Below are 24,679 nucleotides of genomic sequence, written 5' to 3' on the forward strand. Positions count from 1 at the left end.
CTGGCTGGCCTCCCGCTCACTTGCGGGAAATCTGGGTAGCTCTACATGGATCATGAGCTGGCGTTACCTCATGGCGGGTGGAGGGAAGCGACAACGCCAGGGGCGTCGCCACGAGAAGCAGGGCAGCCAGGACGAGAAAGGCCTCGCCCAACGCCACCAGGGCGGCCGCTTCGGCAGCGGCCCCCTCGGCGGCGAGTTGCAATGTACGCAGGTCGTGATGCAGGGCCAGGATGGCGACACCCAACGCCGAAGCGAGCCGCCGGGCCAGGTTGTTCATTGCCGAGGCCTGGGCAACACGAGCGTCCCCCACGGCGTTGAGCCCGATCGTGGTTGCCGGCAGGTAGCCGAAGCCAAGCCCGGCCCCGCGTGCCGCCATCAACACGCCGATCAGCCAGAGGGGCGCCTCATTGCCCAGCGCGGCGAGGCCTGCCAGCGCTACCGCCGACACCACCAGGCCGCCAGTTACCACCTGGCGCGCCCAACGGCCATCGACCAGGCGCCCGGCCCAGGGCGAGCAGATAGCCGCCATCAGCGCCGTGGGCAGGAACATCAGGCCGGTAGTCAGGGCGTCGTAGCCCTGGACACGCTGCATCCAGATCGGAATCAACAGCAGGCACCCGAAGGTAGAAACGGCCTGAGCGCAGGCGATGAGCACGCTGGCGCGGAAAGGAGAGATGGCAAACAGGCGGAGTTCGAGCAGCGGTTGCGAGGCACGTCGTTCGACCCTGACGAAGGCGACCAGCAACGCCACTCCGAGACCCAGCGGCCCCCAATGGGCGGCGTCGAGGAGATCGGCAGGCGACGCCATGCCGGCCAGGGCGACAAGCACCCCGCCCGCTCCCAGGGTCACCAGCACGAAGCCGGGCAGGTCGAAGCGACGCTCGCGGTCGCGTTCGCCCTCTTCGAGGCAAAAATGAGCGCCCGCCAAAGCCAGGACGGCGACGGGCAAGTTCATCAGGAACAGGGCCTGCCAGGAACTCACTTCCAGCAGCAGCCCACCGACGCTGGGCCCTATGGCCGGCGCGATCATCACGGCGAACCCCCAGACCCCTACCACCCGCCCCCGCCGTTCGGCAGGCCAGGCGGCAAAGATCAACGGCAGCGAGAGCGGTATCATCAGGCCGGCGGCCATGCCCTGCAGGGCTCGCGCCGCCAGCACCCAGGCCAGGCCCGTCGCCAGCGCCCCCTGCAGGGAAGCGAACAGGAACAGCCACAGCCCCAGCAGGTAGAAGCGCCGCGCGCCCCAGCGCTTGGCAAGAAATCCGGTCAGCGGCATGGTCATTCCCATCGCCACCAGGAACAGGGTCATGACCCAGCTCACCTGGATGGCGGCGGCGTCGAATACCCGCATCAACTCGGGAATCGCCAGATTCAAGGCGCTGTTGTTGAGACTGACGGTGAAGGTTCCCAGCAGCACGGTGACAAGCACTCGACGCGCGGCACTATCCCTGGATGGCATTCCTTTCTTCCCTACGCCCCATGAGTGGCATGGGGACGAACCTGGACGATGCCCCAAGGTTGTCACAGCCAATTCTTAAATACAAATAGTTATCAAAAGCATTTGGTAATTATATGTAATACGTCGCATCGGAAATGAGAAACGCTTATACTCGTCGCTGCATTCAAGCTGTGGTATCGCCGATGAACACTTCTCGTTCCCAAGCTTGCCGCCTGCTGGGCGAAGGCCTGACCGCCGGCTACGAGGATCGTCGCGTCCTCGAGAACGTTGACTTTCGCGTCGCCGAGGGCCGCCTCACGGTACTGCTGGGTCCCAACGGCAGCGGCAAGTCCACGCTGCTCAAGACCCTGGCCCGGACGCTGACGCCACAAAAAGGCCGAGTGTTGCTCGACGGCCAGGAGATACACCGCTACCGCACCCGTGAAGTCGCCCACCGCCTGGGCATCCTGCCCCAGAGCCCCACGGCACCCGAGGGCATGACGGTACGTGAGCTGGTCGGCATGGGGCGCTTCCCCCACCAGCGGCTATGGCGGCAGTGGTCGAGGCAGGACGAAGAGACGGTCACGGAGGCCATGGCCGTAGCGCGGGTCGCGGACTTTGCCGAGCGGCCGGTGGACGCCCTTTCCGGCGGCCAGCGCCAACGCTGCTGGATCGCCATGGTGCTGGCACAGGATACCGATCTCATCCTGCTCGATGAGCCAACCACCTTTCTCGATCTCAAGGTCCAGGTCGACCTGCTGGAACTGCTGGTACGGCTGGCCCACGAACGTGGCCGAACCCTGCTGGTGGTATTGCACGATCTCAACCTGGCCGCCGCCCACGCCGACGTGCTGGTGATGATGCGCGACGGCCGCATCGAGCATAGCGGCCCCCCGGAGGCGGTCTTCACCGCGGCGAACCTCAAGCAGGTATTCGATCTCGATGCCGAGGTGATCACTGCTCCGAGTACCGGCCGGCCGGTCTGCATTCCGGCCTTGGGCAGCCCCGCCGCCCCGGCCAGGCGCAAGGAGGAGCTGTCGGCATGAGTGCCACCCAGCGTTTCTGTACCCGGGAAAGCCTTGCGCAGGGCGACCCGCTGGCGGGCAGTGCCGCCCATGCCGAGCGCAACCTGCTGCTCAGCTGGCCGCGGCCGAAATGGCAGCGCAGCCTGCGCCAGGCCAGCGACATGTGTGATGAAGTGTCGACACGGCTCGAGGCCATTGCCGATGCGGGGCGACGGGTCAACCTGATTCATCGGCGCGACCAGCCCAGTGCACGCCACTGCCTCTACCTGATGCCGGAGAATCGCCGTTTCGAAGTGACACGCGACCAACTGTCGGCTTTTCTGGCCGCGCTGGAGCGGAACGAGCCGCTCGCGCACTGGGAGGCCTCCCCGCCCGACGGCCCGCTGCTGCTCTGCTGCACCCATGGCAAGAAGGACAAGTGCTGCGCCAAGTTCGGCTATGCCACCTACAAGGCCCTGGACGCAGCAGTAGCGGAGCGTGCCCTGCCCTTCGAGGTATGGGAGAGCACCCACTTGGGTGGCTGCCGCTTGGCAGCCAGTGCCGTGGTCTTTCCCGCCCTGCGCAAGTACGGCCGCATCGGCGACGAAGACGTACTGCCGCTGCTCGAAAGCGAGATGGCAGACCGCCCTTACCTGCCCTGCTACCGCGGCGACTCGCGCCTCAGCCCGGTGCAGCAGTGCGCCCAGGTCGCGGCACTGGAGTGGCTGGCGGCCAGAGGCATCCATGGCAACGTGTCAGTCGAACAATCGAGCGGCGAGGCGTCGAGCCATTGGCGGCTGGAGGTGAATTGGCGCAGCACGCACGCCTCGGGACGGCTCGCGGTGAGCTGCAGACCGAGGATGCTGCGCCGCTACGATACCTGTGCCGACCTGGCCGCAGGCCCACCCTCGGCGAGCCAAGTGTGGGTAGCGACACAGGTCGAGGCCATCGAGATGGCCAGGCCGCTTTCTTGAACTCCATTTCTCGAGTCTCACCATGTACGAATCGTTCTGTCTATTGCGCCGGCTGGCCGGGATACTCGGCTGGTTATGTCTGACAGCCACGCCATCCATGGCCACCAGTAACGGTCTGGCCACGCTCGACTGGACTCTTGCCGAAACGCTTGTGGCCCTGGGCGCCCCCCCCGATGCCGTCGCACAGGTAGAGGATTATCACAGCTGGGTCGGCGAACCCCGCCTACCTGCAAACGTCGCGGATATCGGGCTTCGCTCACAGCCCAATGTCGAGCTGCTCGCTCACCTCGATCCGGAGAGCATCTTAATTTCCCCCATGTTCGGGCATCTGGCACCTCGTCTTGAGCGTATTGGAGCTGTCGATACCCGGGAGATCTATACACCGCAGGGAGATACCTGGAGCCAGATCCTTATCCTGACTCGGGAGCTTGGCCTGGCGACCGATCGCCAGAGCGAAGCCGAGGCGCTAATCATGGCTACCGAGGCGCGCTTCGAATCACTGCACCAAGCGCTGCCGAAGGAAGCACTTCCCTTGCTGGTCGTGCAGTTCATGGACGAGCGGCATGTAAGGGTCTTCGGCGAAAATGGCCTGTTCCAGGCCGTCATGGATCGCCTGGGCCTGGAGAACGCCTGGCAGGGAGAAACCAACTATTGGGGATTCTCGTTGGTCGGTCTGGAAGAACTGCTCGAACTGGAGGCACGCTTGGTGGTGGTGGAACCCTACCCCGTCGGCGCCGAGGAGAAACTCGCCGACAGCGCACTCTGGCAGCACCACCCCAGCGTGCGCGATGGCAGCTTGATCACCCTGCCACCGGTTTGGAGCTTCGGCGCCCTGCCTTCGGCACAGCGCTTCGCCGAGCTTCTGGTGGCCGCACTGGTGCAGCCTTAGGGCTGACATTCTTGTCGCAACTCTCTTTTCACAATCGCCTCAGCCCCCACATGAAATAGGCACCGCCGATCAGCGAGGCAACCAGTCCCGCCGGTATCTCATAGGGAAAAATAATCTGACGCCCCACCCAATCGGCCAGCACCATCAGCAGCATGCCGACCAGTGCCGCTCCCATGAGGTGATGATGCGCCCGCGACAGGCCCAACAGCCTGGCCATGTGTGGCGCAAGCAACCCGACGAAGGAGAGCGGCCCTACCACCAGGGTGGCGCAGGCCGTCAGCAGGGCTACCAGTAACAGGATCACCAGACGAGCCCGGTTGAGTCCCACGCCCAGGGCTCGGGTAGTAGCAGCTCCCAGCGGCAGGATGTCGAGCCAGCGGGTGAGGGGCAGCGTACACAGCGCCAGCAGAGCCGCCAACGTTCCCACGATCAATGCACTGGTGAGATCGACGTAATAGGTCGAGCCCGCCAGCCAGGCGATCACCTGTTGCCCACGTGGGTCGCCCCCGGCCAGCATCACGCTGCGCACGGCGTCGAACAGCGCGCTGACCGCCACCCCGGTAAGCAGCAAACGCTCGGGCACGAAGCCGCTGCGCCGATTGAGCGCCACCAGAACCAGCAAGGTGGCAAAGGCTCCCAGTGTACCGATTCCGACCAGCATCCCACTTGTCGGCGCCGGCAGCAGGAAGATCCCCACGATCAAGGCGATGGCACAGCCACCGCTGATCCCCAATACCTCCGGGCTGGCCATGGGGTTGGCGGAGAGGCGCTGCAGCAGCGTGCCGGCCACCGCCAGCATCAAGCCGCTGGCCGCTGCCGCCATCACCCGGGGTATCCGCCACTGCATGACACTCCAGTTGTCCGGTGACAGCCAGTACCAGCCATTCGCCCCTTGCCCCAGCAGCAGGCCGAGTCCCAGTGCCAGCAGCAGTCCGATGGCCAGGCGAAAGGCCAGGCGAGCCGGTGCGGGATGACGGCTGACCAGCACGATAGCCGCCTGGGGAGCTCGGTTGCCTTGCAGCTTCAGGCGGGGTATCAGCCACATCAGCAGCGGCGCGCCCAAGGCACCGGTCACCGCACCGGTGGGAATCAGTGTCGGCAGCACGCCCGAGAAGTTCTGCAGTAACAGGTCGGTGGTGGCCAGCAGCACCGCACCCAGCAGCGTACCCCACAGTAGGCGCTGGCCGAGTCGCCGCGCCCCGGCCAGGCGCACGATATTGGGCGCCGCCAGGCCGATGAAGCCGATGATTCCCACTACGCTGACGATACTGGCAGTGGTGAAGACCGCCAGGCCCATGCCGGCGAAGCGCAGATACTTGAGCGATACGCCCAGGCTCTTGGCGCTGACATCGTCCAATTCAAGTATCGCCAGCGGACGCAGCAGGATCCAGGCTGCCACCGCAGCGATGGCTAGTCGCGGCCAGAGGGTTGCCACACCGTCCCAGCCGTTCTGGGCCAGCGAACCGGCCCCCCAGATCAGCAGGCCCGACAATGCCTCGTGATTGAACAGCAGCAAGGCCGTGGTCAATGCCCCTAGGTAAAGGTTGACCACCAGCCCAGCCAGCACCACCACGATGGGCGCAAGCCCACGCCGCCAGGCCAGCATGAACACCAACCCAACCGCCAGCCCGCCACCGGCCAGCGCGACCCACTCGCGCCCGACGACCAATAGACCCGGGGCCAGCAGAGTCGCTGCCATCAGCGCCAAGTTGGCACCCGATGCCACTCCCAGCGTCGTGGGTGAAGCCAGCGGATTACGCAGCACTTGCTGCATCAGCACCCCGGCCAGCGCCAGGCCAGCACCGGCCAACAGTGCAACCACGAGCCGCGGCCACCAGGCGTAATGAAGCAGCAGCACACTGACATCCTGTGACGATGGCACCGCTAGCGACTTGACTCCTAGTTCAATCCCCCCTTGCCCCTGCAGCCCTAGCCAGAACAGCGCCAGCAGGGGCAAGCTCAGCAGCAGACAGGCACGCGCCGGCGACATTGCACGCATCGTGTTACCTGTCATGCCACAGCCTCCGGTCGATCGGCACCCGGCTTCGGCCGCACCCTCTGCGGCACGCATTCGTCCCTCATGCTTTCGGCTCTTTACTCTTGAAGAGGTGTCGTTGGACGCGATCTTATCTGAAAACGATTATCAATAAAATTGCCAATCCTCGATTCTTCATTGACAGAACCACATCCACCAAACAAAATGCAAATCAATCTCATTGAGATTTTTTTGGTGCCCCATGAACGCAGAACGCTCCCAGCTGTATTACACCTGCATTTTCCTGCACGTCTCCTTCCAAGCCATCCAGAACTCGGTAGCGACCTCGCCCAAGCGAGACGACACGCCCTGCTGGCTGGATGCACAAATGCTGCGCATGCTTCTCAACGAACTGCAGCGTTGCCGATGGGAAGCCGCTCCGTTCAAGGAGGTCTACCAGCCGCTTGACACCGCGATCTACCACTGCGGCCTGCTGATGGCACAATGTCCCGCCGCCCTGGACCGCCAGCTCTGCCAGCACCATCTCGAAGCCATCACCGCACCGCTCAGGGAGGCCACGCTACAACTCTCGGGTAGTGCCAGTCGCGCCTCTGCCAACCGTGAAGCATCACCCACCCAGCGGCTGCGCAACTGGCTAGGGTGGTAATCGCAGCCGGGCGACCTGATCGGTAGAAAAGAGCAACGATTCTCGTTTAACCTGTGGAAATCGATATCCTGCAAGGAATCCCATATGTTCGAGGTCAAGGGCGCCACCTTCGAAGTCGATGGCAGACAGCTGCTGAAGCCCGTCGAACACCGCTTCGTGGAGGGCAAGGTCTACGGTTTGATCGGACATAACGGCTCTGGCAAATCGACACTGATCAAGCTGCTCGCTCAGCAGCAGTCGGTGAGCCAAGGCAAAATTCTGCTCGACGGCCGCCCCCTGAGCGACTGGGGGCAGCGCGAGTTCGCCCGTCGCGTCGCCTATCTGCCTCAGCACCTCCCCAGTGCCGAGAATCTGACCGGGCGCGAGCTGATCGGCTTCGGCCGCTACCCCTGGCACGGCCTGCTGGGTCGGCAAACAGCCGAAGACAAGGCAGCGATCGAGCGTGCCATCGAACTCAGTCATACCGAGGCCTTCGCCGACCGCTTGGTGGATACTCTCTCCGGTGGTGAGCGTCAACGCGTCTGGCTCGCCATGTTGCTGGCCCAGGAGAGCCGCTTCCTGCTGCTCGACGAACCGTTGGCGGCACTCGACATCGCTCATCAGATGGAAGTGCTGGCGCTGATCCGCAAGCTGTGCAACGAGCTCAAGCTGTGCGTGATCATCGTGCTTCACGATATCAACATGGCGTCACGCTACTGCGATGAGCTGCTCGCGCTCCACAGCGGCCGGGTGCTGACCCACGGCTCCCCTGAGGAGATGATGACCGATGCCACCCTGGAGGCTATCTACGGCCTGCCCATGCAGGTCATGACACACCCCAGCGGCCAGCACCGTATCGCCGTCGCCCATTGAGTCAAGCTCAACCTCTGACCACCCGCCTCACGGGCGAGCCATGTGGCCGAGGATCGCATGGGCCAAACGAAATCGCCGCAGCCCGAGGGCCGCGGCGATTGCTGAAGCGTGGTGACGCTGGAATCAGGCAGTCGCCTGCTGATAGCGGCGCTCCACTTCGTCCCAGTCGATCACGTTGAAGAATTCAGCGATGTAGTCAGGACGCTTGTTCTGGAACTTCAGGTAGTAGGCGTGCTCCCACACGTCCAGACCCAGCACCGGGGTGTTGCCGTTGGAGATGGGGCTGTCCTGGTTGAGGCTGTTCTCCACCACCAGCTTCTTCTCCGGGGTGACGCTGAGCCAGGCCCAGCCGCTGCCGAAGCGCCCCAGAGCCGCCTTGGTGAAGGCATCCTTGAAGGCATCGAAGCCGTCCAGCTCGCTGTCAATGGCCTCGGCCACCTTGCCCTTGGGCTGGCCACCGCCGTTGGGCGACATCATCTGCCAGAACATGGTGTGGTTGGAGTGGCCACCGCCGTTGTTGATCACTGCCTGACGCTTGTCCGCCGGCACGCGGTCGAGGTTGGCGAGCAGCTCGTCGACCGGCATGTCTTCCAGACCCGTTCCCTCCAGGGCGGCATTCAGGTTGTTGACGTAGGTCTGGTGGTGACGCGAGTGGTGGATCTCCATGGTCATGGCATCGATGTGCGGCTCGAGCGCATCGTAGGCGTACGGCAGGTCAGGGAGGGTATGTGCCATGTTGATCATCTCCTTTGGTGGCTTTGGTTGTGCTGCAATCCAATGAGGTGCGGTCGACGACCGGCAATTTCAACCGTCCCGAGACTCCTTTTTCTCAAGGCATGGACACACTACACCACACAGTAGGCCTCCGCCCAGAACGGAGCAGCCACTCAACAAGAAGCCGGCCCCTGGCGGAGCCGGCTTCGTTGAGCGTCACGAGATCGAGGTCAGAGCTTGCTCTCGAGCTCCGGCAGGATCTCGAACAGGTCGCCGACGAGACCATAGTCGGCGACCTGGAAGATCGGCGCCTCCTCGTCCTTGTTGATCGCCACGATCACCTTGGAGTCCTTCATGCCGGCCAGGTGCTGGATCGCCCCGCTGATGCCCACGGCGATGTAGAGCTCCGGGGCGACGATCTTGCCGGTCTGCCCCACCTGCATGTCGTTGGGCACGAAACCGGCGTCCACCGCGGCTCTTGAGGCGCCGATGGCCGCACCCAGCTTGTCGGCAATGCCGTCGAGCAGCTTGAAGTTCTCGCCGCTGCCCATGCCGCGGCCGCCGGAGATCACCACCTTGGCGGCGGCCAGCTCGGGGCGGTCGCTCTGGGCCAGTTCCTGCTTGATGAAGGTCGACTGGCTGTTCTCGACGACCGTATCGACGCTCTCGATGGCGGCACTGTTTCCTTCGCCCACCGCATCGAAGCCGGTGCTGCGCACGGTGATCACCTTGAGGCTGTCGGCGCTCTTGACCGTGGCGATGGCGTTGCCGGCGTAGATGGGGCGCTTGAAGGTGTCGGCGTCGACCACTTCGACGATCTCGGAGATCTGGCTGACGTCCTTCAGCGCGGCGAGGCGCGGCAGCACGTTCTTGCCGGTGGTGGAGGCAGCGGCGAGCACGTGGCTGTAGTCGCCGGCGAGCTCGACCAGCAGCGCGCCCAGGGGCTCGGCCAGCTGGTGGGCGTAGACGGCATGGTCGGCCACCCGGACCTTGCTCACGCCGTCGAGCTTGGCCGCGGCGTCGGCCACGGCGCCGACGTTCTCGCCCGCGACCAGGATGTCGATGTCACCACCGATGGTCTCTTTCACTTTCTGGGCCGCGGCGACCACGTGGGCGGTGGCGCCGGCGAGCTGGCCATCGTGATGTTCGGCTAAAACCAGGATGCTCATGAAATCGGCTCCCTTCAAAGCACTTTGGCTTCGTTCTTGAGTTTGTCCACGAGCTCGTCGACGGAGCCCACCTTGATGCCGCCCTTGCGCTCGGCCGGCGATTCGACCTTGAGCAGCGTGAGCTTGCTGGCGACGTCGACGCCGAGGTCGGCTGGCGACTTGACGTCGAGCGGCTTCTTCTTGGCCTTCATGATGTCGGGCAGCTTGGCGTAGCGCGGCTCGTTCAAGCGCAGGTCGGTGGTGACGATGGCCGGCAGGGTCAGTTCGACGGTCTGCAGGCCGCCGTCGATCTCGCGGGTGACCTGGACCTTGTCTCCGTCGACCACGACCTCGGAGGCGAAGGTGCCCTGGGGCAGGCCGGCGAGGGCCGCCAGCATCTGGCCGGTCTGGTTGTTGTCGGTGTCGATGGCCTGCTTGCCGAGGATCACCAGCCCGGGCTGCTCCTCTTCCACCACCTTGGCCAGCAGCTTGGCCGCGGCCAGCGACTCGACGCGCTCCTCGGTCTCGACATGAATCGCCCGGTCGGCGCCCAGCGCCAGCGCGGTGCGCAGCTGCTCCTGGGCGGCCTTGGGGCCGACGGTCACGGCGACGACCTCGGTGGCCACGCCGCGCTCCTTCAGCCGCACCGCCTCTTCCACGGCGATCTCGCAGAAGGGGTTCATGGCCATCTTGACGTTGGTGAGGTCGACGTCGGAGTGATCCGCCTTGACGCGGATCTTGACGTTGTAGTCGATGACGCGTTTGACCGCGACGAGTACTTTCATGGTGTCCTCGCTTGGTTCGATGGGTGAACCGTCTGGTTTTGGACTCGCTGACGCCCGGCACCTTCAAGGAAGGTCAACGATCCCTTAGAACCGATTGGTATTCCTTTATGCGTTTCATGCAAGCGTTTGATAGGCATCAAACCAAAAAACCTTGCCAATGTGCCACAGGCCGACTGGTGGCAACAATCCCCCGGCAGTGCGGTGTCATCCTACATTGCCATCGTAGGGGTGTCCTGAGTCGTTTATTATGCCTATCATGTAGAATATCGAGAAGCAAACGACCGTTTTATTTTTCTTCGACGTTGGTGCCACGGCTCCGACGCCGAAGCCGAGGGAGGAGCGACTGGCATGTCTGAGCAAGTAGAGCGCGATTCGATGGACTTCGACGTGGTGATCGTCGGCGCCGGCCCCTCGGGGCTATCGGCAGCCTGCCGCCTGATGCAGCAGGCCAACGAGGCGGGCCAGGAGCTGGCGGTGTGCGTGGTGGAGAAAGGCTCCGAGGTGGGCGCCCACATCCTCTCGGGGGCCGTTTTCGAGCCCCGCGCACTGGCCGAGTTGTTCCCCGATTGGGAAGAGCGTGGCGCCCCGCTGACCACCCCCGCGACCCGCGACGAAGTCTACCTGCTCAAGGACGCCCAGAAAGCCCAGAAGCTGCCCAACGCCCTGGTGCCGAAGAGCATGCACAATACCGGCGGCGACCTCACCCGCTACGTGATCAGCGCCGGCAACCTGTGCCGCTGGCTGGCCGAACAGGCCGAAGGGCTCGGCGTCGAGGTGTTCCCCGGCTTCGCCGCCCAGGACGTGATTCACGACGAGGACGGCACCGTGCGCGGCATCCTCATCGGCGACATGGGCGTGGCTGCCGACGGCACGCCGAAGGACGGCTACATGCCAGGCATGGAGCTGCGCGCCAAGTACACGCTGTTCGCCGAGGGCGCCCGCGGTCACTTGGGCAAGGGGCTGATCTCGCGCTTCAAGCTCGACGAGGGCAAGGATCCCCAGCACTACGGCATCGGCCTCAAGGAGCTGTGGGACATTCCCGCCGAGAAGCACGAGCCGGGGCTGGTACTGCATGGTTCGGGCTGGCCGCTGGCCAAGGACACCCATGGCGGCTGGTTCCTCTACCACGCCGAGAACCATCAGGTGGTGGTCGGCCTGATCATGGACCTCTCCTACAAGAACCCCTGGCTCTCGCCCTTCGACGAGTTCCAGCGCATGAAGCATCACCCGGTACTGGCCAAGCACCTCGAGGGCGGTAAGCGCGTGGCCTACGGGGCACGCGCCATCACCAAGGGCGGCCTCAACTGCCTGCCGAAGATGACCTTCCCTGGCGGGCTGTTGATCGGCTGCGATGCCGGCACGCTCAACTTCGCCAAGATCAAGGGCCTGCACACCGCCATGAAGTCGGGCCTGGTAGCCGCCGAAGCGGTATTCGAGGCACTTGCCGGCGGTGACGAAGGCGGCCAGGAGCTGACCGCCTTCAGCGCGAAGTGGGAATCGAGCTGGGCCTACGCCGAACTCAAGGAGACCGCCAGCTTCGGCCCGGCGTTGCACAAGTACGGCACCGTGGGCGGCGGCGCCTACAACTTCGTCAACCAGTTGCTCGGTGGCAAGCTGCCCAACCTGCACGACACCACGCCGGACCACGCCGCTCTCGAGCCGGCCGACAAGTTCGAGAAGATCGACTACCCCAAGCCCGACGGCAAGCTCTCCTTCGACAAGCTCTCCTCGGTGTTCCTGTCGAACACCAACCACGAGGAGGATCAGCCGAGCCATCTGAAACTGCTGGATCCGGACATTCCCATCCGCGAGAACCTGCCGAAGTACGCCGAGCCGGCACAGCGCTACTGCCCGGCCGGGGTCTACGAGGTGGTCGAGGACGACGACGGCAAGCCGCGCTTCCAGGTCAACTTCCAGAACTGCGTGCACTGCAAGACCTGCGACATCAAGGATCCAGCGCAGAACATCAGGTGGGTAGCTCCTGAGGGAGGCGGCGGTCCCAACTACCCGAACATGTAACGATGCCAAACAGACGAAGGGCGTGCCATTGGCACGCCCTTCGTCATTCAGCAGGAGAGACACAGGACTTTGCGGGAGAACTGACCCGCTGCCCTTCGCTCAGCTGCGACCGGCGGCAGCCTGGGAAGATATCGGCATCAACCGAGCCAGTTGAGAGTGCGCTTCATCCGCGCGCGGCACTTCGGGGGTTAGCAAGCCCAACTCATACACGGTATCGATGCAGTGTCGAACGGCCTCGATACCGAAGCCACGGCCGGCAAGGATCTCGCGATAACTGACGGTATGCAGGTCGGTAAAGCCGCTGGAGAATTCGAACTCCTCGCCGTCGCAGGTGATGCTGCGGTAGGTGGAGTGCTGGCCGCCCAAGTGCTCGGGCAGATCCTCGGCGTCGATGGAGAGAAACCAGCGCACCCGCGCCTTGTCGTACTCGAGGTAGCCGGCGGCCTTGTGCTCGTCATGGTAGTGCAGCACCTGCTTCTTCAGCTCGCCAAAGACCACATGCAGCATGTCGAAGAAATGAATGCCGATCTCGGCCATCACGCCGAACGACTTGCGCGGATCGCCCTTCCAACTGACCAGGTACCAAGGCCCGCGAACCGTAATGTAGGTCAACTCGACCTCGTATTGCCCGTCGCGCCGCTCGGCCAGCACCTTGTCGCGCAGTTCATGGATGGCAGGATGGTGGCGCAGTTGCATGATGCTGTAGACGTGATGTCCGGTCTCTTGCTCGACGCAGCACAGCTCATCGAGCTGAGCCGGGGTTGATACCAGCGGCTTCTCGCAGATCACCTCGCAGCCCAGGTACAGTCCGGCGGTGATATGGGCGCTGTGCAAATGGTTGGGCGAGCAGACTACCCAGTAGTCGACCCCCTTCCCTCGCTCACGCCTGAGCCGCCAGGCATGCTCCAGGAAACTCTCGAACTCTGTGAAGAAGGCACATTCGGTAGAAATGGAGTCGATGATGCCTACCGAATCGTTGATATCGTAGGCTGCCACCAGGGTGTGTCCCGACTCCTTGATGGCCTGCATGTGACGAGGCGCGATGTACCCGGCAGCACCGATGAGGGCAAAATTCATTGTGTCCTCCCCCGGTTCCCTTGTTCCTCATTCCATGAAGCCCGCCGGACAACGCCAAGGTCGCCTTCGGGTGCTTAAAGCCTAGCTCACTCAGCCACGCGCCACTGGTCTCGACGGGTCGCGAACCCATTCGCTCCATGACCCCGGATAGAGCCGAGGCTTGGGGCGACCGGCAATGGCGTAAGCCAGGATGTTATGACAGGCGGTCACGCCGGAGCCGCAGTAGGCCACGATGGCCTCACCATGCGGGAGCTCGGCGTCCAGCGTCTCGGGTGCCTTGAAACGCCCCGTTTCGGTCAGGTTGGCGGCACTGGGGCGACATACCGCTCCGGGAATGTGCCCAGCCACCGCATCGATGGGCTCGGCTTCACCGCGAAAGCGCTCCTCGCTGCGGGCATCGAGCTTGAGTTCCCGCCCCGAGAAGACGTCGTCCGCACTCATGCACGCCCTGCCATCGAAGGTCGGCTGCCAGCGGCTCGGCTCGGGCAGCGGCTCCAGCCCCAGCACCAGCTCACCGCCCTCCTCCTGCCAGGCGTGCAACCCGCCGTCGAGTACGCGGACGTCGGGATGTCCCGCCCAGACGGCCAGCATCCACCAGGCCCGGGCTGCGGCCAGCTGGCCGCCCATGTCGTCCAGTACCACCACGGGGACCGTAGGCGAGATTCCGAGCCGCTGCAGCGTGGCGGCAAAGTCACCAGACGACGGCAACGGGTGGCGGCCGCACTGACCGGGTTCGGTCGCCAGGTCTCGATCGAGATCGAGATGCAGGCTACCGGGCACGTGGCCGGCCTCCCACAGGCGAAGCCCGGCATCGCGATCGCCCAGTCGCGCACGGCAATCGAGCACTCTCGGGGGGAGTTGCCCTTGCAGCGACTCGGCCAGCTCGCTGGCCGTGATCAGTACTCGACTCATACGCGTTCTCCTTGGGCAGGCATTTTGACCGCCCCCTCGCAAGTGAGCAGCTCGATGGGGGCCCGACAGGCCAGTAGACGACGCCGTCCGGCCTGCTTGAAGTTAACTTCGATGACCGGATCCGCGGGGTCACCTTCGACCACCACGACCTCGCCCTCACCGAATACCGCATGACGCAGCCGCTGCCCGGGTTGATAGGGCTGCGTTGCATAGCTCGCTCCCGGCTCGGCAACCGCAGGCGCACGTCGCGTCAGCGCTACTCCAGCATGGCCTACTCCGGCGAGATAGCGCGAGACCAGCTCAGGCGCAGCCACCATCAGGGAAGCATTGCCCTCACTCGGGTCCGACAGTCGAGCCGCGACTTGGCGGCAATCCTCCCATGCCGTCTCGGCAAGGAAGCGGCTGGGGCGATGATCGCCGCTGTCGTGCAGCAACAACAGGTGCTCGCATGCGCGGGTCACGGCGACATAGAACAGCCGCCGCTCCTCTTCCAGGCGAGCGGGGGACAAGGGGTTGTCGCGGCTGTAGTGGGGAAAGTCCTCCTCGTTGACGCCTGAGACGATCACCAATGGCCACTCCAGTCCCTTGGCGCCATGCACGGTGGTGATTTGAAGTCCCTCGGCGTGGTTCTCGACGGGGCGTTCGAGCAGCTCGATGAAGGCGTCAATATCACGGGTCTCCCCCGCCTGCTCGACGAGCACGTCGAGCAGGCGCACGTCCTCTTCGCCTTTCTCGCGGCGTGCGGCGGCTCGCTTGAGCACCTTTTCGGCATCCAGAGACTCGACCACGTGCGCCAGTAGCCGCGCCGGTGCCCAGCCACCTAGCCGAGGGAGTTCGCACAGCAGGGCCCAGCGCCGCTTGAGGTTGCGACGCTGCATGGGCTTGAGGCCGGCCAGCAGGGGATCGTCCCGCTCGGGATAGCGTTGCGTTCCCGCCAGGCGCTGAACCAGGGCGACGAGACGCTCACGGGAGACGAACGGCGTTGGCTGCTCGAACAGGCGCAGGAGATGGGTCGGATCGTGCAGCAGGGCCGGGGTGCGCGCCAGGCGCAGGTAGCCGGCCAGAGCCTGCACCAGCGGCAAACGGAAGACGAAGCGATCCTCGCGGGTGAGGCGAAACGGGATGCCGGCTTGCAGCAGTTGCAGTTGAACGGGTACCGACAGCGCCCAACTGCGTACCAGCAGGCAGGCCTCGCTCAACGACCTGCCACTCTGCTGCCAGCGATCAAGTGTCGCCAGCAGTGCCGTCCGCCCCTGCTCGACAACCAGCTCGGTGTGTGGGTTTCCGGGGGCGGCCAGGCACAACTGGTCGGGCCGCCGCCGGTTGGCGGCAATGGCATGGTTGGCCAGCAATGCCAGCGAGTGGCCGTGGCGGAAGGTGGTGGAGAGCGGGTAATCGGTCGCCGCGCCGAAGGTCGCGGTGAAATGTTCGCGCATGGTGTCGGGATGGGCGCCGCGCCACTCGTAGATGCACTGGTTGGCATCCCCTACCGCCATCACGTCGGCGTCGTGCCCGGCGAGCAAGGCCAGCAGGCGTAGCTGGGCCTGGTTGATGTCCTGGTACTCATCGACGATCGCCTGGTCGAGATAGCCCTGGACCCGTCGTACCAAGCCGGTATTCGCCTCCAGCGCGCGCAGGGGCCGATAGAGCAGGTCGGAATAGGTCATGAGGCCATGCTCTGCGAGCAGCGCCTCGAGGCGCTCGAAGGCCTCGGCGAAGTGCTCGCTGCCCTCGTCGTAATCGAGCCGCTCCAGGAGCGTGGCCGCCGGTAGCATCTCGGCCTTCACCAGGCCACAGAAGTGTGCCAGCGCCTCCAGGGTGTCGGCCTCCAGTGCCAGCTCTCGCCGGTCGCCGTCTTCCAGCACCTCGAGGGTCGCCTGGCGTAGCAGCCGCTCCACCTGCCAGTCGGCGGCAATCAGCCGGCGCGGGGCCAACGCCCCCCAGCGGGTCAGGCTGGCGGTCAGGCGATGCCCCAGCGAGTGGAAGGTACGCACGTCCGGCAGGCGCTGGCCGGTGGGCGCCATCTCGACGAGCCGACGCTGGAAGTCCTCGCGCGCCGAGCGGTTGAACATCAGTACCAGGATCCGGTTCGTCGGTACGCCCCGCTCGAGCAGATGCAGCACGCGAGCAACGAGAGTGGTGGTCTTACCGGCCCCTGCCACGGCGGCTACCCGGGCATGGCCGGCACCGTGCTCGACGACGGCACGCTGTTCCTCGGTCAGCCTCACGAAGCCTCGGCCGGCAACTCGCCCAGCGGCTGCCATACGCCAGCGCTGGTCAGGCCGAGCTCGATCACTCCGCCACCCCCCTCGCGCTGTTCGGCACACTCCACCAGGCGGTAGAAGACGTTGCGCCCCAACCGGGCCGAGAGGCCGAAGCGCACCGGCACCTCGGGCACCTGGACGCCATCCGGTGTCGTGCTCAGCTGCAGCCGATGCTCGTCATCCAGCCGCAGGCGATCGCCGGCATGGGTGGTCAGCCACCAGTCGCCGGCAGCTTCGTCGTGCTCGGCGTCGACCACGACGAAGGGCCGGTCCACCACGCGGATGCGCTGCTTCTCTACCGGAGTGACCAGGTAGTAGTGTCCGTCATGCTCACGCCGCAGCAGCGTCGAGAGCAGCCTTACCAGGCGGGGACGCGTCATCTCGCTGCCTGCGTGGAACCAGCGGCCGTCAGCGACGATTTCCAGGTCCATCTCGCCGGCCTGGGTCGGCTGCCAGCGGTCGACAGGCGGGATGGTGCCATCGGCATCGACATGATTGAGCAGTGGGTCCAGGTTCATGCTTGCCCCTTCGACATGACTTTCTCTCCTGGCTACACCAAGCCGGCCCGGGCCAGGACCTCGCGGGTCTCGTCAGACACCTCCGGGGCGGCACCGCGAAACAACCGATAGAAGTTGGCCGTGGTCTGCATGGCGACCTCGTCGATGCTGATGCCGCGCTCCTGGGCGATGCACTGGGCCACTTCCACCACCCAGGCCGGCTCGTTGGGCTTGCCGCGATGCGGTACCGGCGCCAGATAGGGGCTGTCGGTCTCGATCAGCAGCCGGTCGAGCGGCACGCGGCGCGCCACCTCGCGCAGGCTTTCGGCATTACGAAAAGTGACGATGCCGGAAAGCGAAATGTAGAAACCGTGACGGACCGCTTCCCGCGCCATCTCCAGATCCTCGGTGAAGCAGTGCAGCACCCCGCCGATGGCCGGGTCGCTGTGCTCGCGAATCAGCGCCAGGGTGTCCTCGCGGGCATCGCGGGTATGCACGATCACCGGCAGTTCGAGCTCGGTGGCGACGACCAACTGACGACGGAAGCGCTCTCGCTGTACCTCCCGCGACGGCACGCGCTCGGGCGTCTTGTCGAGATAATGATAGTCCAGGCCGCACTCGCCGATGGCCACGGCACCGAAGCGCTCCGCCGTCTCCTTGATGGTTTCGATATCGGGCTCGCTCTCCAGCAGTTGCATCGGATGCACGCCGGCCGAGATCGCCACGTCGGCGTGATCTCGGGCGATCCCGGCCAGGCTCGGCACGTCCTCGAGCGTGACCGCAATGGCCAGGAACTGGCGTACGTCGCGGGCCCGAGCCGCCTCCAGGGTGACGGCGAGACTGCCGTCGTGGCTGGCAGGATCGAGGCGGTCGAGGTGGCAGTGCGAATCGACAAACATGCAGAGAGAAACTCGTCAGGTGAATGCGGTATGGCGCGGCTTTTCGCTCACAGGGTATAGGTCGGGGCGCCCTTGTCCAGTTGGCCGGCCAGCAGGGTTTCGATGCGATCCCGCACGGTATGGTCCTCGGGACTGAAATGGATGCCGATACCCGGCACCCGCCGCCCCGCCACGCCATCGGGCGAGACCCAGACGACCTGGCCGGTCACCGGCACCCGCTCGCTCTCGCCGGGCAGGGTCAGCAGCAGGTAGACTTCCTGGCCCAGCTCGTAGCGCTCGCGAGTGGGCACGAAGATGCCGCCCCGCTCCAGCAGCGGCATGTAGGCGGAGAGCAAAGTCTGCTCGTCCTGTATCGTCAGAGACAAGGCCTTTTGCGGTGCCATGGGTTCTTCTCCCTTGTTCGTGCCTCAGGAACGCAGCAGGGTCGACCAGCGAACCAACCAGGCCTCGAGGACAAGCTGGGGGTTGGGATTCCCGCCCGCGGACAGCAGGCGGCGCTGCTCCCGCGCGAAGTCCAGCAGCCGGAACCAATCCTGTACCCGGGCATTCTTGACCGCCTGGCGATAGAGCGGCAGCAGGTCGGGGTTGCGTACCTCGGCCGTCTCCCCCGACAAGCCCAGGCGTATGAGATCCTCGAGCCAGGCAATACCGTACCACAGGATCGCCTCCAGGGACTGGCGGTCGAGGCGGGCCGCCTCCGCTACCGGCTCGGCGCCACGCACCAGGGCATCGAAGGTGTCATGCAGCTGCTTGCGCAGCGCCCTCGACTCGGGGGTGGCCAATTCGGCCGCCAGCAGCGGCAGGCCACCCGAGACCTGGTACCAGAACGCGGCTTCGTCACGACCGTCCAGTTGCTTCGCCAGCCACTCCAGGCTCTGCTCAAGCTGCGGCAATGGCAGGCTCCAGTGCTGGCAACGCGAGCGAATGGTGGCCAGCATGCGCGAGGGCACGTCAGCCAGCAGCACGAACTGAGTGCGCTCCCCCGGCTCTTCCAGACTCTTGAGCAGCGCGTTGGCGGCGGCCACGTTCATCGCCTCGGCCGGCGACAGCACGATCACGCGATGGCCTCCCTGCTGGGCCGTCTGGGCGACGAAGGCGTTGACCTCGCGAATGGGGTCGATACGGATCTGCCGCTTGCCCTCTTCAGGAGACACACGCAGCAGGTCGGGATGATAGCCGGACGCCAGCATGCGGCAGCCGTGGCACTGGCCGCAGGCTACCTCGCCCGGCGAGGTGCACAGGAGATGGGCGACCAGGGCATCGGCGAAGCGCTGCTTGCCGACGCCATGCGGCCCCGAGAGCAACAGTGCATGAGGCAGCCGAGCGCCACGGTACAGCGCCAGGAACTGACGCCACAGCGGCTCCTGCCACGGCAGCGGAGTCGGCAGGGAGGGCTCGCTCACAGCCACTCCCTCACCCGCTCTTCCAGACATGCCGAAAGACGTGCCTGCACGGTTTCCAAAGGGGCGTCGGCATCGATGACCGCCACCCGCCGGGGTGCCGCGCTGGCCCGCGCCAGGTAGGCCCGCCGCACGGCCTCGAAGAAGGTCGCGTGCTCCTGCTCGAAGCGATCGAGGCTATGACCGCTGGCTGCCAGTCGGCCCTGCAGGCGTCGCTGGGCCGCGTCAACAGGCATATCGAGCAGCAGCGTCAGGTCGGGCTCGAGCCCCTGCTGCACGAATCGCTCAAGCTCGGTGATACGTTCCGGGTCGATGCCACGTCCACCGCCCTGGTAGGCGAAGGTGGCATCGGTGAAGCGGTCGCAGAGCACCCAGGCGCCGCGGGCGAGCGCCGGACGAATGCGCTGCGCCAGGTGCTGAGCGCGAGCGGCGAACACCAATAGCAGTTCGGCATCGGCGTCGAGCGGCTCGTCGGCTTGCGGTGAGAGCAGCAGTTCACGGATGGCTTCGGCCCGCGGCGTACCTCCCGGTTCTCGGGTGCGCACCACCTCGACGCCATGCGCCGTCAACCATTGAGCCACCCACGCCAGGTTGGTCGACTTGCCGACTCCCTCGCCGCCTTCCAGGGTGATGAATCGTCCACGCTGTTGCATCGGGGCTCCTGTGCGTCCGGCCGCTCAACGGTTGCGGATGTAGCGGTTCACGGCATTGTTGTGTTCGCGCAGCGTACGTGAGAAATGGTGCGTACCGTCGCCCCGCGAGACGAAGTAGAGGGTCTCACCGGGCAGCGGATCGACGGCGGCCTCGAGCGAGGCGCGCCCCGGCATGGCGATGGGCGTCGGCGGCATGCCATCGATGGTATAGGTATTGTACGGGGTCGATTCCTGCAGGTCGGCGCGAGTGATGCGTCCTTCGTAGCGCTCGCCCATCCCATAGATCACGGTAGGGTCGGTCTGCAGGCGCATACCGCGCTCCAGGCGGCGCTTGAAGACACCGGCGATTTCGCGACGCTCCTCGGGCGCGCCGGTCTCACGCTCGATCAGCGAGGCCATGATCAGCGCCTCGTAGGGCGTCTCGATGGGCAGGTCGTCGCTACGCGCCTCCCAGACCTCGTCCAGCACCTGCTCCATGCGCGCAAGCGCCTGGCGCAGGATATCAAGGTCGCTCATGCCCTTGTGGTAGCGATAGGTGTCGGGGAAGAACCAGCCCTCAGGATGGCGTCCCTCGCGCTCCAGCAGCGCCATGACCTCTTCGTCGCTGAGGTCCGCGGTACGGCTTTCGAGCTTGGGCGCGGCATCGAGACGGGCGCGCATCTGGCGGAAGCTCCAGCCTTCGGGGATGGTCAGCGGATAGGTGACGACCTTGTCGCTGCCGAGCAATTCGAGCATTTCGCGCCCGCTCATGCCCGGCTCGAGCATGTACTCGCCGGTGCGCAGCTGCGGAATCGCTTCGGGTTCGATCCGCGTCAACAGGCGAAACGCCCACTCTTCCTTGATCACGCCGCGTGCTGCCAGGTCGGCGACTACACGGTTGTAACCCGCACCCCGCGGCACTTCGTAGAGGGTGTCCTCCTCCACCGCGATGGGAGCCTCGAGCCGGCTCTCCCAGTAACGATAGCCGGCGAATGCCGCTACGCCTGCCACGATGACCAGCACCACAATAACCTTCACCAAACGCAGCATGCGCCTTCCTCGTTGCCCACTCTTATTCAGTGCCCACTCTCTGCCGTTCGCAGATCAATCGTCGAAGTCGGTCGGGTACCCCAACAGCTCATGGGCTTCCCGCTGCAGGCTACGGTGGACATCATCCATCGTCTGCCACCGCTGCAATACGCCATCGGCATCGTCGAGGCGAATGACGGGCCAGAGCCCCTGAACCGAGTTGCCTAACCACACGGCCTCGGCGTCGACCAGCACTTCCGGCCCCGTAGTGACTTCCGTGATCGGCAAGCGTTCCATCAGAACCCCCCGCAGCGTACCCGCCACGCCGCAGCCATCGAGGCGCGGTGTTTCCAGGCGCCCCCGGCGCTGCCAGAACACGTTCATGCAGGTGGCTTCGATCAAGCTCCCCTGGCTGTCGCAGAGCAACCCTTCGGCCACATCGGGATCATCCCACTCGCGGCGTGCCAGCACGTTCTCGAGCCGGTTGAGATGCTTGAGCCCGGCAAGCAGGGGCTGGATGCCCAGCCGCAAGTGGCAATGTCGCACCCGCACGCCCGCCTCCCATCGCTTCGCCTGGGGCGAAAAGTCGGACACCTGCCATCGCAAACGCGGCCTGGCCGAATGTGGAGGAAGGTAGCCACGACCGCCGCTGCCACGAGTCAGGATCAGCTTGAGCACCTTCAGCCCCGCCCCGGCCAGAACAGGTAGACCGTCGAGCTCGGCGCTGGCCGGCATGGGAATGCCCAGTGTCCGACAGCCCTTGGCCAGCCGGGCCATGTGCTGGGGCCAAAGCAGGGGTTCGCCATCGCGAACCAGTATGGTCTCGAACAGCCCGTCACCGTAGGCCAGGCCACGGTCGTCGACTGGAACCTGCGCTGGCGCCATCGGCCGAGTCATGCCTCTCGCTCGCGACGTCCCGGCTCAGCGCAACCGGGAGAAGACCAGGGTACCGTTGGTGCCACCGAAGCCGAATGAGTTGGACACCGCCACGTCGATCTTCATCTCGCGTGCGGTATGCGGCACGTAATCCAGGTCGCAGCCCTCCTGCGGATTGTCCAGGTTGATTGTGGGCGGCGCCACCTGATCGCGAATCGCCAGGACGCAGAACACCGCCTCTACGGCGCCGGCAGCGCCCAGCAGGTGGCCGATCATCGACTTGGTGGAACTCACGGCCACGCCGCTGGCCGCCTCGCCCAGCACCCGCTTCACCGCACGGCTCTCGGCCAGGTCACCCGCGGGGGTCGAGGTACCGTGAGCATTGATGTAGTGCACCTCGGTGGGGTCGAGCTTGGCATCGCGAATGGCGTTGCGCATGGAGAGCGCCGCCCCGCTGCCGTCTTCCGGCGGTGCGGTCATGTGGTAGGCATCGTCGCTCATGCCGAAACCGGTCAGTTCGGCGTAGATTCTCGCCCCACGCGCCTTGGCGTGTTCATATTCCTCGAGCACCAGGATGCCCGCGCCATCCGATAGCACGAAGCCGTCGCGGTCGCGATCCCAGGGTCGGCTGGCGGCCTGGGGGTCGTCGTTGCGGGTCGACAGTGCCCGGGCAGCGGAGAACCCACCCAGTCCCAGCGGCGTAGTGGCCATCTCGGCGCCGCCGCAGATCATCACGTCGGCATCGCCATAGGCAATGGTGCGAGCACTGTAGCCGATGTTGTGGGTACCGGTGGTACAGGCGGTGGTAATGGCGATGTTAGGTCCCCGGAAACCATGCTGGATGGCCAAGTTTCCGGAGATCATGTTGATGATCGAGCCGGGCACGAAGAAGGGCGAGATTCGACGCGCCCCCCCTTTCTGGAGCGCGATATGGTTCTGCTCGATCATCGGCAGTCCGCCGATGCCGGAACCGATGGCGACTCCAATACGCTCGGCGTTTTCCTCGTTGCATTCGAGACCGGCATCCTCGATGGCCTGGGCTCCCGCTGCCACGCCGTACTGAATGAACAGGTCCATCTTGCGCGCATCTTTCGGGTTCAAGTACGGACTGATGTCGAAGTTCTTGACCGAACCGCCGAAGCGAGTGTTGAAGCTGGTGGCATCGAAATGCTCGATAGGGGCGATGCCGCTCTTGCCGGCCAGGATATTCTCCCAGCTCCCCTCGACGGTGTTGCCCACTGGTGTGACCAGCCCCAGCCCGGTCACCACAACTCTACGAGCCATCAGAAATCCTCCAGACAACCTTGATGACACGGCCCTGCTCCCGGGCCGTCATTGCGCGCATTATACCGGACATGCTCCTCGCATGGGCAGCCACGGCCTCGATACAAAGCAAAAAGCCGCCCCGAGAGTCAGGACGGCTTTTCCAAGGCTCTCGCAGAGCCCTTCACCTCATCAGCAAGCGGCGACGACCGCGCCCTTACTGATGGGCGTTGACGTAATCGATGGCTTCCTGAACGGTGGTGATCTTCTCGGCTTCTTCATCGGGAATTTCGGTATCGAATTCCTCTTCGAGCGCCATGACCAGCTCGACGGTATCCAGGGAATCAGCGCCAAGGTCCTCGGTGAAGGAGGAGCTGTTCTGGATATCCTCTTCCTTGACGTTCAGGCGCTCGGCCACAACCTTCTTCACGCGCTCTTCGATGGTGCTCATTATACGTACTCCAGTCGTTCAAGTTAGCCGTTCGGATGACCAGCCGTTTGGTCCGCAAACTCAAGCTGCGGGGTAGTTTATAGACGCCCCCCCGTCGGCGCAACCGCCGACCTGCGGGGGCTTCAACGCATGTTCATGCCGCCATTGACCTGCAGCGTCTCACCGGTGATGTAGCCAGCGCCCTCGCTCGCCAGGAAACCGACGGCAGCCGCGATTTCCACGGGCTCGCCAAGGCGCGCCAATGGAATCTGTGTCAGTAGCGCCCGATGCTGCTCTTCGGGAAGCGCACGCGTCATGTCGGTAGCAATGAAGCCCGGCGCCACGGCATTGACGGTAATCGCCCGAGATGCCACCTCACGCGCCAGGGCGCGAGTGAAGCCTTCCATGCCCGCCTTGGCGGCAGCATAGTTGGTCTGGCCGAGATTGCCCATGGTCGCCACTACCGAACTGATACTGACGATACGACCGAAGCGGGCCTTGGTCATGCCGCGCAGGCACGCCTTGGTGACGCGATAGACCGACTTGAGATTGGTGTCGAGCACCGAGTCCCATTCGTCTTCCTTCATGCGCATCAGCAAGTTGTCGCGCGTGATGCCGGCATTGTTGACCAGGATGGTGGGCGCACCGAACTCCTCGGTGATGGCCTTGATCAGTGCATCGACACTGGCCTGATCGGTCACGTCGAGTGCCCTGCCGGCACCCTCGATGCCGTTGGCGCGCAGGTCCTCGTCGATCCTGGCTGCTCCGGATTCGGTCGTGGCGGTTCCGATCACCACGCGTCCCTGGCGGCCGAGTTCGTGGGCAATGGCCTGGCCAATACCACGGCTGGCGCCGGTTACCAGGGCGATTCTACGTTCGCTCGTCATAATTCCGTTTCCGCTGGTGTGCTGTTGAGTCCGAGACCTCTGAGCCTC

The 24,679-nt window shown here is 64.9% G+C and carries 24 protein-coding genes; 6 read left to right on the forward strand and 18 right to left on the reverse strand.

The window, feature by feature from the left end; genetic code table 11:
- Positions 1-16 precede the first annotated feature (16 nt).
- Positions 17-1,459: a DHA2 family efflux MFS transporter permease subunit gene (locus ACRWQA_RS13235; RefSeq protein WP_263583438.1), complete on the reverse strand. Its 1,443-nt coding sequence runs from the start codon at positions 1,457-1,459 to the stop codon at positions 17-19.
- 182 nt (positions 1,460-1,641) lie between these two features.
- Between ACRWQA_RS13235 and ACRWQA_RS13240 the strand changes: the two genes are divergently transcribed.
- The 3 genes from ACRWQA_RS13240 to ACRWQA_RS13250 are packed head-to-tail and all read left to right on the forward strand — an operon-like array spanning position 1,642 to position 4,305.
- Positions 1,642-2,484 (forward strand): ABC transporter ATP-binding protein, encoded by an 843-nt coding sequence (locus ACRWQA_RS13240; RefSeq protein ID WP_263583437.1) that lies wholly within the window; start codon positions 1,642-1,644, stop codon positions 2,482-2,484.
- Positions 2,481-3,416, forward strand: a complete 936-nt coding sequence (locus ACRWQA_RS13245) for a ferredoxin family protein (RefSeq protein ID WP_263583436.1) — start codon at positions 2,481-2,483, stop codon at positions 3,414-3,416. Before ACRWQA_RS13240 ends, ACRWQA_RS13245 begins: the two co-directional genes overlap by 4 nt.
- 22 nt (positions 3,417-3,438) lie before the next feature.
- Positions 3,439-4,305 (forward strand): ABC transporter substrate-binding protein, encoded by an 867-nt coding sequence (locus tag ACRWQA_RS13250; RefSeq protein WP_263583435.1) that lies wholly within the window; start codon positions 3,439-3,441, stop codon positions 4,303-4,305.
- Positions 4,306-4,333: 28 nt separating this feature from the next.
- On the opposite strand, the gene fhuB is transcribed toward ACRWQA_RS13250, so the two are convergent.
- Positions 4,334-6,319, reverse strand: coding sequence for a Fe(3+)-hydroxamate ABC transporter permease FhuB (gene fhuB, locus ACRWQA_RS13255; protein WP_434231962.1), 1,986 nt, complete (start codon positions 6,317-6,319; stop codon positions 4,334-4,336).
- A gap of 223 nt (positions 6,320-6,542) precedes the next feature.
- Between fhuB and ACRWQA_RS13260 the strand changes: the two genes are divergently transcribed.
- A complete protein-coding gene (locus tag ACRWQA_RS13260; protein WP_263583433.1) occupies positions 6,543-6,947 on the forward strand; it encodes a hypothetical protein in 405 nt (134 codons plus the stop codon).
- Positions 6,948-7,031: 84 nt separating this feature from the next.
- Positions 7,032-7,799 carry an ABC transporter ATP-binding protein gene (locus ACRWQA_RS13265; protein WP_263583432.1) on the forward strand — a complete coding sequence of 256 codons (768 nt, stop codon included), beginning with the start codon at positions 7,032-7,034 and terminating at the stop codon, positions 7,797-7,799.
- A 123-nt stretch (positions 7,800-7,922) separates the two neighbouring features.
- Here ACRWQA_RS13265 and ACRWQA_RS13270 read toward each other — a convergent pair whose 3' ends face one another.
- From ACRWQA_RS13270 to ACRWQA_RS13280, 3 genes are all read right to left on the reverse strand, one after another.
- Entirely contained in the window at positions 7,923-8,534 is a 612-nt protein-coding gene (locus ACRWQA_RS13270) for a superoxide dismutase (protein ID WP_263583431.1), read from the reverse strand.
- Positions 8,535-8,743: 209 nt separating this feature from the next.
- Positions 8,744-9,682, reverse strand: coding sequence for an electron transfer flavoprotein subunit alpha/FixB family protein (locus ACRWQA_RS13275; protein WP_446326185.1), 939 nt, complete (start codon positions 9,680-9,682; stop codon positions 8,744-8,746).
- 14 nt (positions 9,683-9,696) lie between these two features.
- Complete coding sequence (locus ACRWQA_RS13280) at positions 9,697-10,446, reverse strand: electron transfer flavoprotein subunit beta/FixA family protein (protein WP_263583429.1); 750 nt, start codon at positions 10,444-10,446, stop codon at positions 9,697-9,699.
- 348 nt (positions 10,447-10,794) lie between these two features.
- Here ACRWQA_RS13280 and ACRWQA_RS13285 point away from each other — a divergent pair, with 348 nt between their 5' ends.
- On the forward strand, positions 10,795-12,465 hold the full coding sequence (locus ACRWQA_RS13285; protein ID WP_263583428.1) for an electron transfer flavoprotein-ubiquinone oxidoreductase: 1,671 nt from the start codon (positions 10,795-10,797) through the stop codon (positions 12,463-12,465).
- Positions 12,466-12,564: 99 nt separating this feature from the next.
- On the opposite strand, the gene ACRWQA_RS13290 is transcribed toward ACRWQA_RS13285, so the two are convergent.
- From ACRWQA_RS13290 to fabG, 13 genes are all read right to left on the reverse strand, one after another.
- Complete coding sequence (locus ACRWQA_RS13290) at positions 12,565-13,542, reverse strand: Gfo/Idh/MocA family oxidoreductase (protein ID WP_263583427.1); 978 nt, start codon at positions 13,540-13,542, stop codon at positions 12,565-12,567.
- A 90-nt stretch (positions 13,543-13,632) separates the two neighbouring features.
- Entirely contained in the window at positions 13,633-14,454 is an 822-nt protein-coding gene (locus tag ACRWQA_RS13295) for a sulfurtransferase (protein ID WP_434229029.1), read from the reverse strand.
- The gene (locus ACRWQA_RS13300) at positions 14,451-16,682 is read right to left on the reverse strand and encodes an ATP-dependent helicase (RefSeq protein ID WP_263583425.1); all 2,232 of its coding nucleotides are present in this window, start codon (positions 16,680-16,682) and stop codon (positions 14,451-14,453) included. Before ACRWQA_RS13300 ends, ACRWQA_RS13295 begins: the two co-directional genes overlap by 4 nt.
- The gene (locus ACRWQA_RS13305) at positions 16,679-17,236 is read right to left on the reverse strand and encodes a DUF1285 domain-containing protein (protein ID WP_263583424.1); all 558 of its coding nucleotides are present in this window, start codon (positions 17,234-17,236) and stop codon (positions 16,679-16,681) included. The genes ACRWQA_RS13300 and ACRWQA_RS13305 overlap by 4 nt, the downstream gene beginning before the upstream one ends.
- A gap of 32 nt (positions 17,237-17,268) precedes the next feature.
- Positions 17,269-18,114 (reverse strand): TatD family hydrolase, encoded by an 846-nt coding sequence (locus ACRWQA_RS13310; RefSeq protein WP_263583423.1) that lies wholly within the window; start codon positions 18,112-18,114, stop codon positions 17,269-17,271.
- Positions 18,115-18,161: 47 nt separating this feature from the next.
- On the reverse strand, positions 18,162-18,497 hold the full coding sequence (locus ACRWQA_RS13315; protein WP_263583422.1) for a PilZ domain-containing protein: 336 nt from the start codon (positions 18,495-18,497) through the stop codon (positions 18,162-18,164).
- A 24-nt stretch (positions 18,498-18,521) separates the two neighbouring features.
- Complete coding sequence (locus tag ACRWQA_RS13320) at positions 18,522-19,490, reverse strand: DNA polymerase III subunit delta' (RefSeq protein WP_434229115.1); 969 nt, start codon at positions 19,488-19,490, stop codon at positions 18,522-18,524.
- Between the two features lie 23 nt (positions 19,491-19,513).
- On the reverse strand, positions 19,514-20,167 hold the full coding sequence (gene tmk, locus ACRWQA_RS13325; protein ID WP_263583420.1) for a dTMP kinase: 654 nt from the start codon (positions 20,165-20,167) through the stop codon (positions 19,514-19,516).
- Positions 20,168-20,191: 24 nt separating this feature from the next.
- On the reverse strand, positions 20,192-21,196 hold the full coding sequence (gene mltG / locus ACRWQA_RS13330) for an endolytic transglycosylase MltG (RefSeq protein WP_263583419.1): 1,005 nt from the start codon (positions 21,194-21,196) through the stop codon (positions 20,192-20,194).
- Between the two features lie 54 nt (positions 21,197-21,250).
- Complete coding sequence (pabC, locus tag ACRWQA_RS13335) at positions 21,251-22,072, reverse strand: aminodeoxychorismate lyase (protein ID WP_263583418.1); 822 nt, start codon at positions 22,070-22,072, stop codon at positions 21,251-21,253.
- A 24-nt stretch (positions 22,073-22,096) separates the two neighbouring features.
- Entirely contained in the window at positions 22,097-23,338 is a 1,242-nt protein-coding gene (gene fabF, locus ACRWQA_RS13340) for a beta-ketoacyl-ACP synthase II (RefSeq protein ID WP_412031220.1), read from the reverse strand.
- 193 nt (positions 23,339-23,531) lie between these two features.
- Entirely contained in the window at positions 23,532-23,765 is a 234-nt protein-coding gene (acpP, locus tag ACRWQA_RS13345) for an acyl carrier protein (protein WP_008956801.1), read from the reverse strand.
- Between the two features lie 122 nt (positions 23,766-23,887).
- Entirely contained in the window at positions 23,888-24,631 is a 744-nt protein-coding gene (fabG, locus tag ACRWQA_RS13350) for a 3-oxoacyl-ACP reductase FabG (RefSeq protein WP_263583416.1), read from the reverse strand.
- Between the last annotated feature and the right edge of the window lie 48 nt (positions 24,632-24,679).

Source organism: Billgrantia sp. C5P2 (assembly GCF_051062895.2).

What these genes read in the sequence shown, in the direction of transcription:
- ACRWQA_RS13250 (WP_263583435.1), top strand. Translation starts at nt 3,439, where the DNA reads ATGTACGAATCGTTCTGTCTATTGCGCCGGCTGGCCGGGATACTCGGC.
- ACRWQA_RS13245 (WP_263583436.1), top strand. Translation starts at nt 2,481, where the DNA reads ATGAGTGCCACCCAGCGTTTCTGTACCCGGGAAAGCCTTGCGCAGGGC.
- ACRWQA_RS13310 (WP_263583423.1), bottom strand. Translation starts at nt 18,114, where the DNA reads ATGTTTGTCGATTCGCACTGCCACCTCGACCGCCTCGATCCTGCCAGC.
- ACRWQA_RS13295 (WP_434229029.1), bottom strand. Translation starts at nt 14,454, where the DNA reads ATGAGTCGAGTACTGATCACGGCCAGCGAGCTGGCCGAGTCGCTGCAA.
- ACRWQA_RS13280 (WP_263583429.1), bottom strand. Translation starts at nt 10,446, where the DNA reads ATGAAAGTACTCGTCGCGGTCAAACGCGTCATCGACTACAACGTCAAG.
- ACRWQA_RS13265 (WP_263583432.1), top strand. Translation starts at nt 7,032, where the DNA reads ATGTTCGAGGTCAAGGGCGCCACCTTCGAAGTCGATGGCAGACAGCTG.
- fabG (WP_263583416.1), bottom strand. Translation starts at nt 24,631, where the DNA reads ATGACGAGCGAACGTAGAATCGCCCTGGTAACCGGCGCCAGCCGTGGT.
- ACRWQA_RS13240 (WP_263583437.1), top strand. Translation starts at nt 1,642, where the DNA reads ATGAACACTTCTCGTTCCCAAGCTTGCCGCCTGCTGGGCGAAGGCCTG.
- pabC (WP_263583418.1), bottom strand. Translation starts at nt 22,072, where the DNA reads ATGACTCGGCCGATGGCGCCAGCGCAGGTTCCAGTCGACGACCGTGGC.
- ACRWQA_RS13290 (WP_263583427.1), bottom strand. Translation starts at nt 13,542, where the DNA reads ATGAATTTTGCCCTCATCGGTGCTGCCGGGTACATCGCGCCTCGTCAC.
- mltG (WP_263583419.1), bottom strand. Translation starts at nt 21,196, where the DNA reads ATGCTGCGTTTGGTGAAGGTTATTGTGGTGCTGGTCATCGTGGCAGGC.
- ACRWQA_RS13260 (WP_263583433.1), top strand. Translation starts at nt 6,543, where the DNA reads ATGAACGCAGAACGCTCCCAGCTGTATTACACCTGCATTTTCCTGCAC.
- ACRWQA_RS13270 (WP_263583431.1), bottom strand. Translation starts at nt 8,534, where the DNA reads ATGGCACATACCCTCCCTGACCTGCCGTACGCCTACGATGCGCTCGAG.
- tmk (WP_263583420.1), bottom strand. Translation starts at nt 20,167, where the DNA reads ATGCAACAGCGTGGACGATTCATCACCCTGGAAGGCGGCGAGGGAGTC.
- acpP (WP_008956801.1), bottom strand. Translation starts at nt 23,765, where the DNA reads ATGAGCACCATCGAAGAGCGCGTGAAGAAGGTTGTGGCCGAGCGCCTG.
- ACRWQA_RS13235 (WP_263583438.1), bottom strand. Translation starts at nt 1,459, where the DNA reads ATGCCATCCAGGGATAGTGCCGCGCGTCGAGTGCTTGTCACCGTGCTG.
- ACRWQA_RS13315 (WP_263583422.1), bottom strand. Translation starts at nt 18,497, where the DNA reads ATGGCACCGCAAAAGGCCTTGTCTCTGACGATACAGGACGAGCAGACT.
- ACRWQA_RS13305 (WP_263583424.1), bottom strand. Translation starts at nt 17,236, where the DNA reads ATGAACCTGGACCCACTGCTCAATCATGTCGATGCCGATGGCACCATC.
- ACRWQA_RS13285 (WP_263583428.1), top strand. Translation starts at nt 10,795, where the DNA reads ATGTCTGAGCAAGTAGAGCGCGATTCGATGGACTTCGACGTGGTGATC.
- fhuB (WP_434231962.1), bottom strand. Translation starts at nt 6,319, where the DNA reads ATGACAGGTAACACGATGCGTGCAATGTCGCCGGCGCGTGCCTGTCTG.
- ACRWQA_RS13275 (WP_446326185.1), bottom strand. Translation starts at nt 9,682, where the DNA reads ATGAGCATCCTGGTTTTAGCCGAACATCACGATGGCCAGCTCGCCGGC.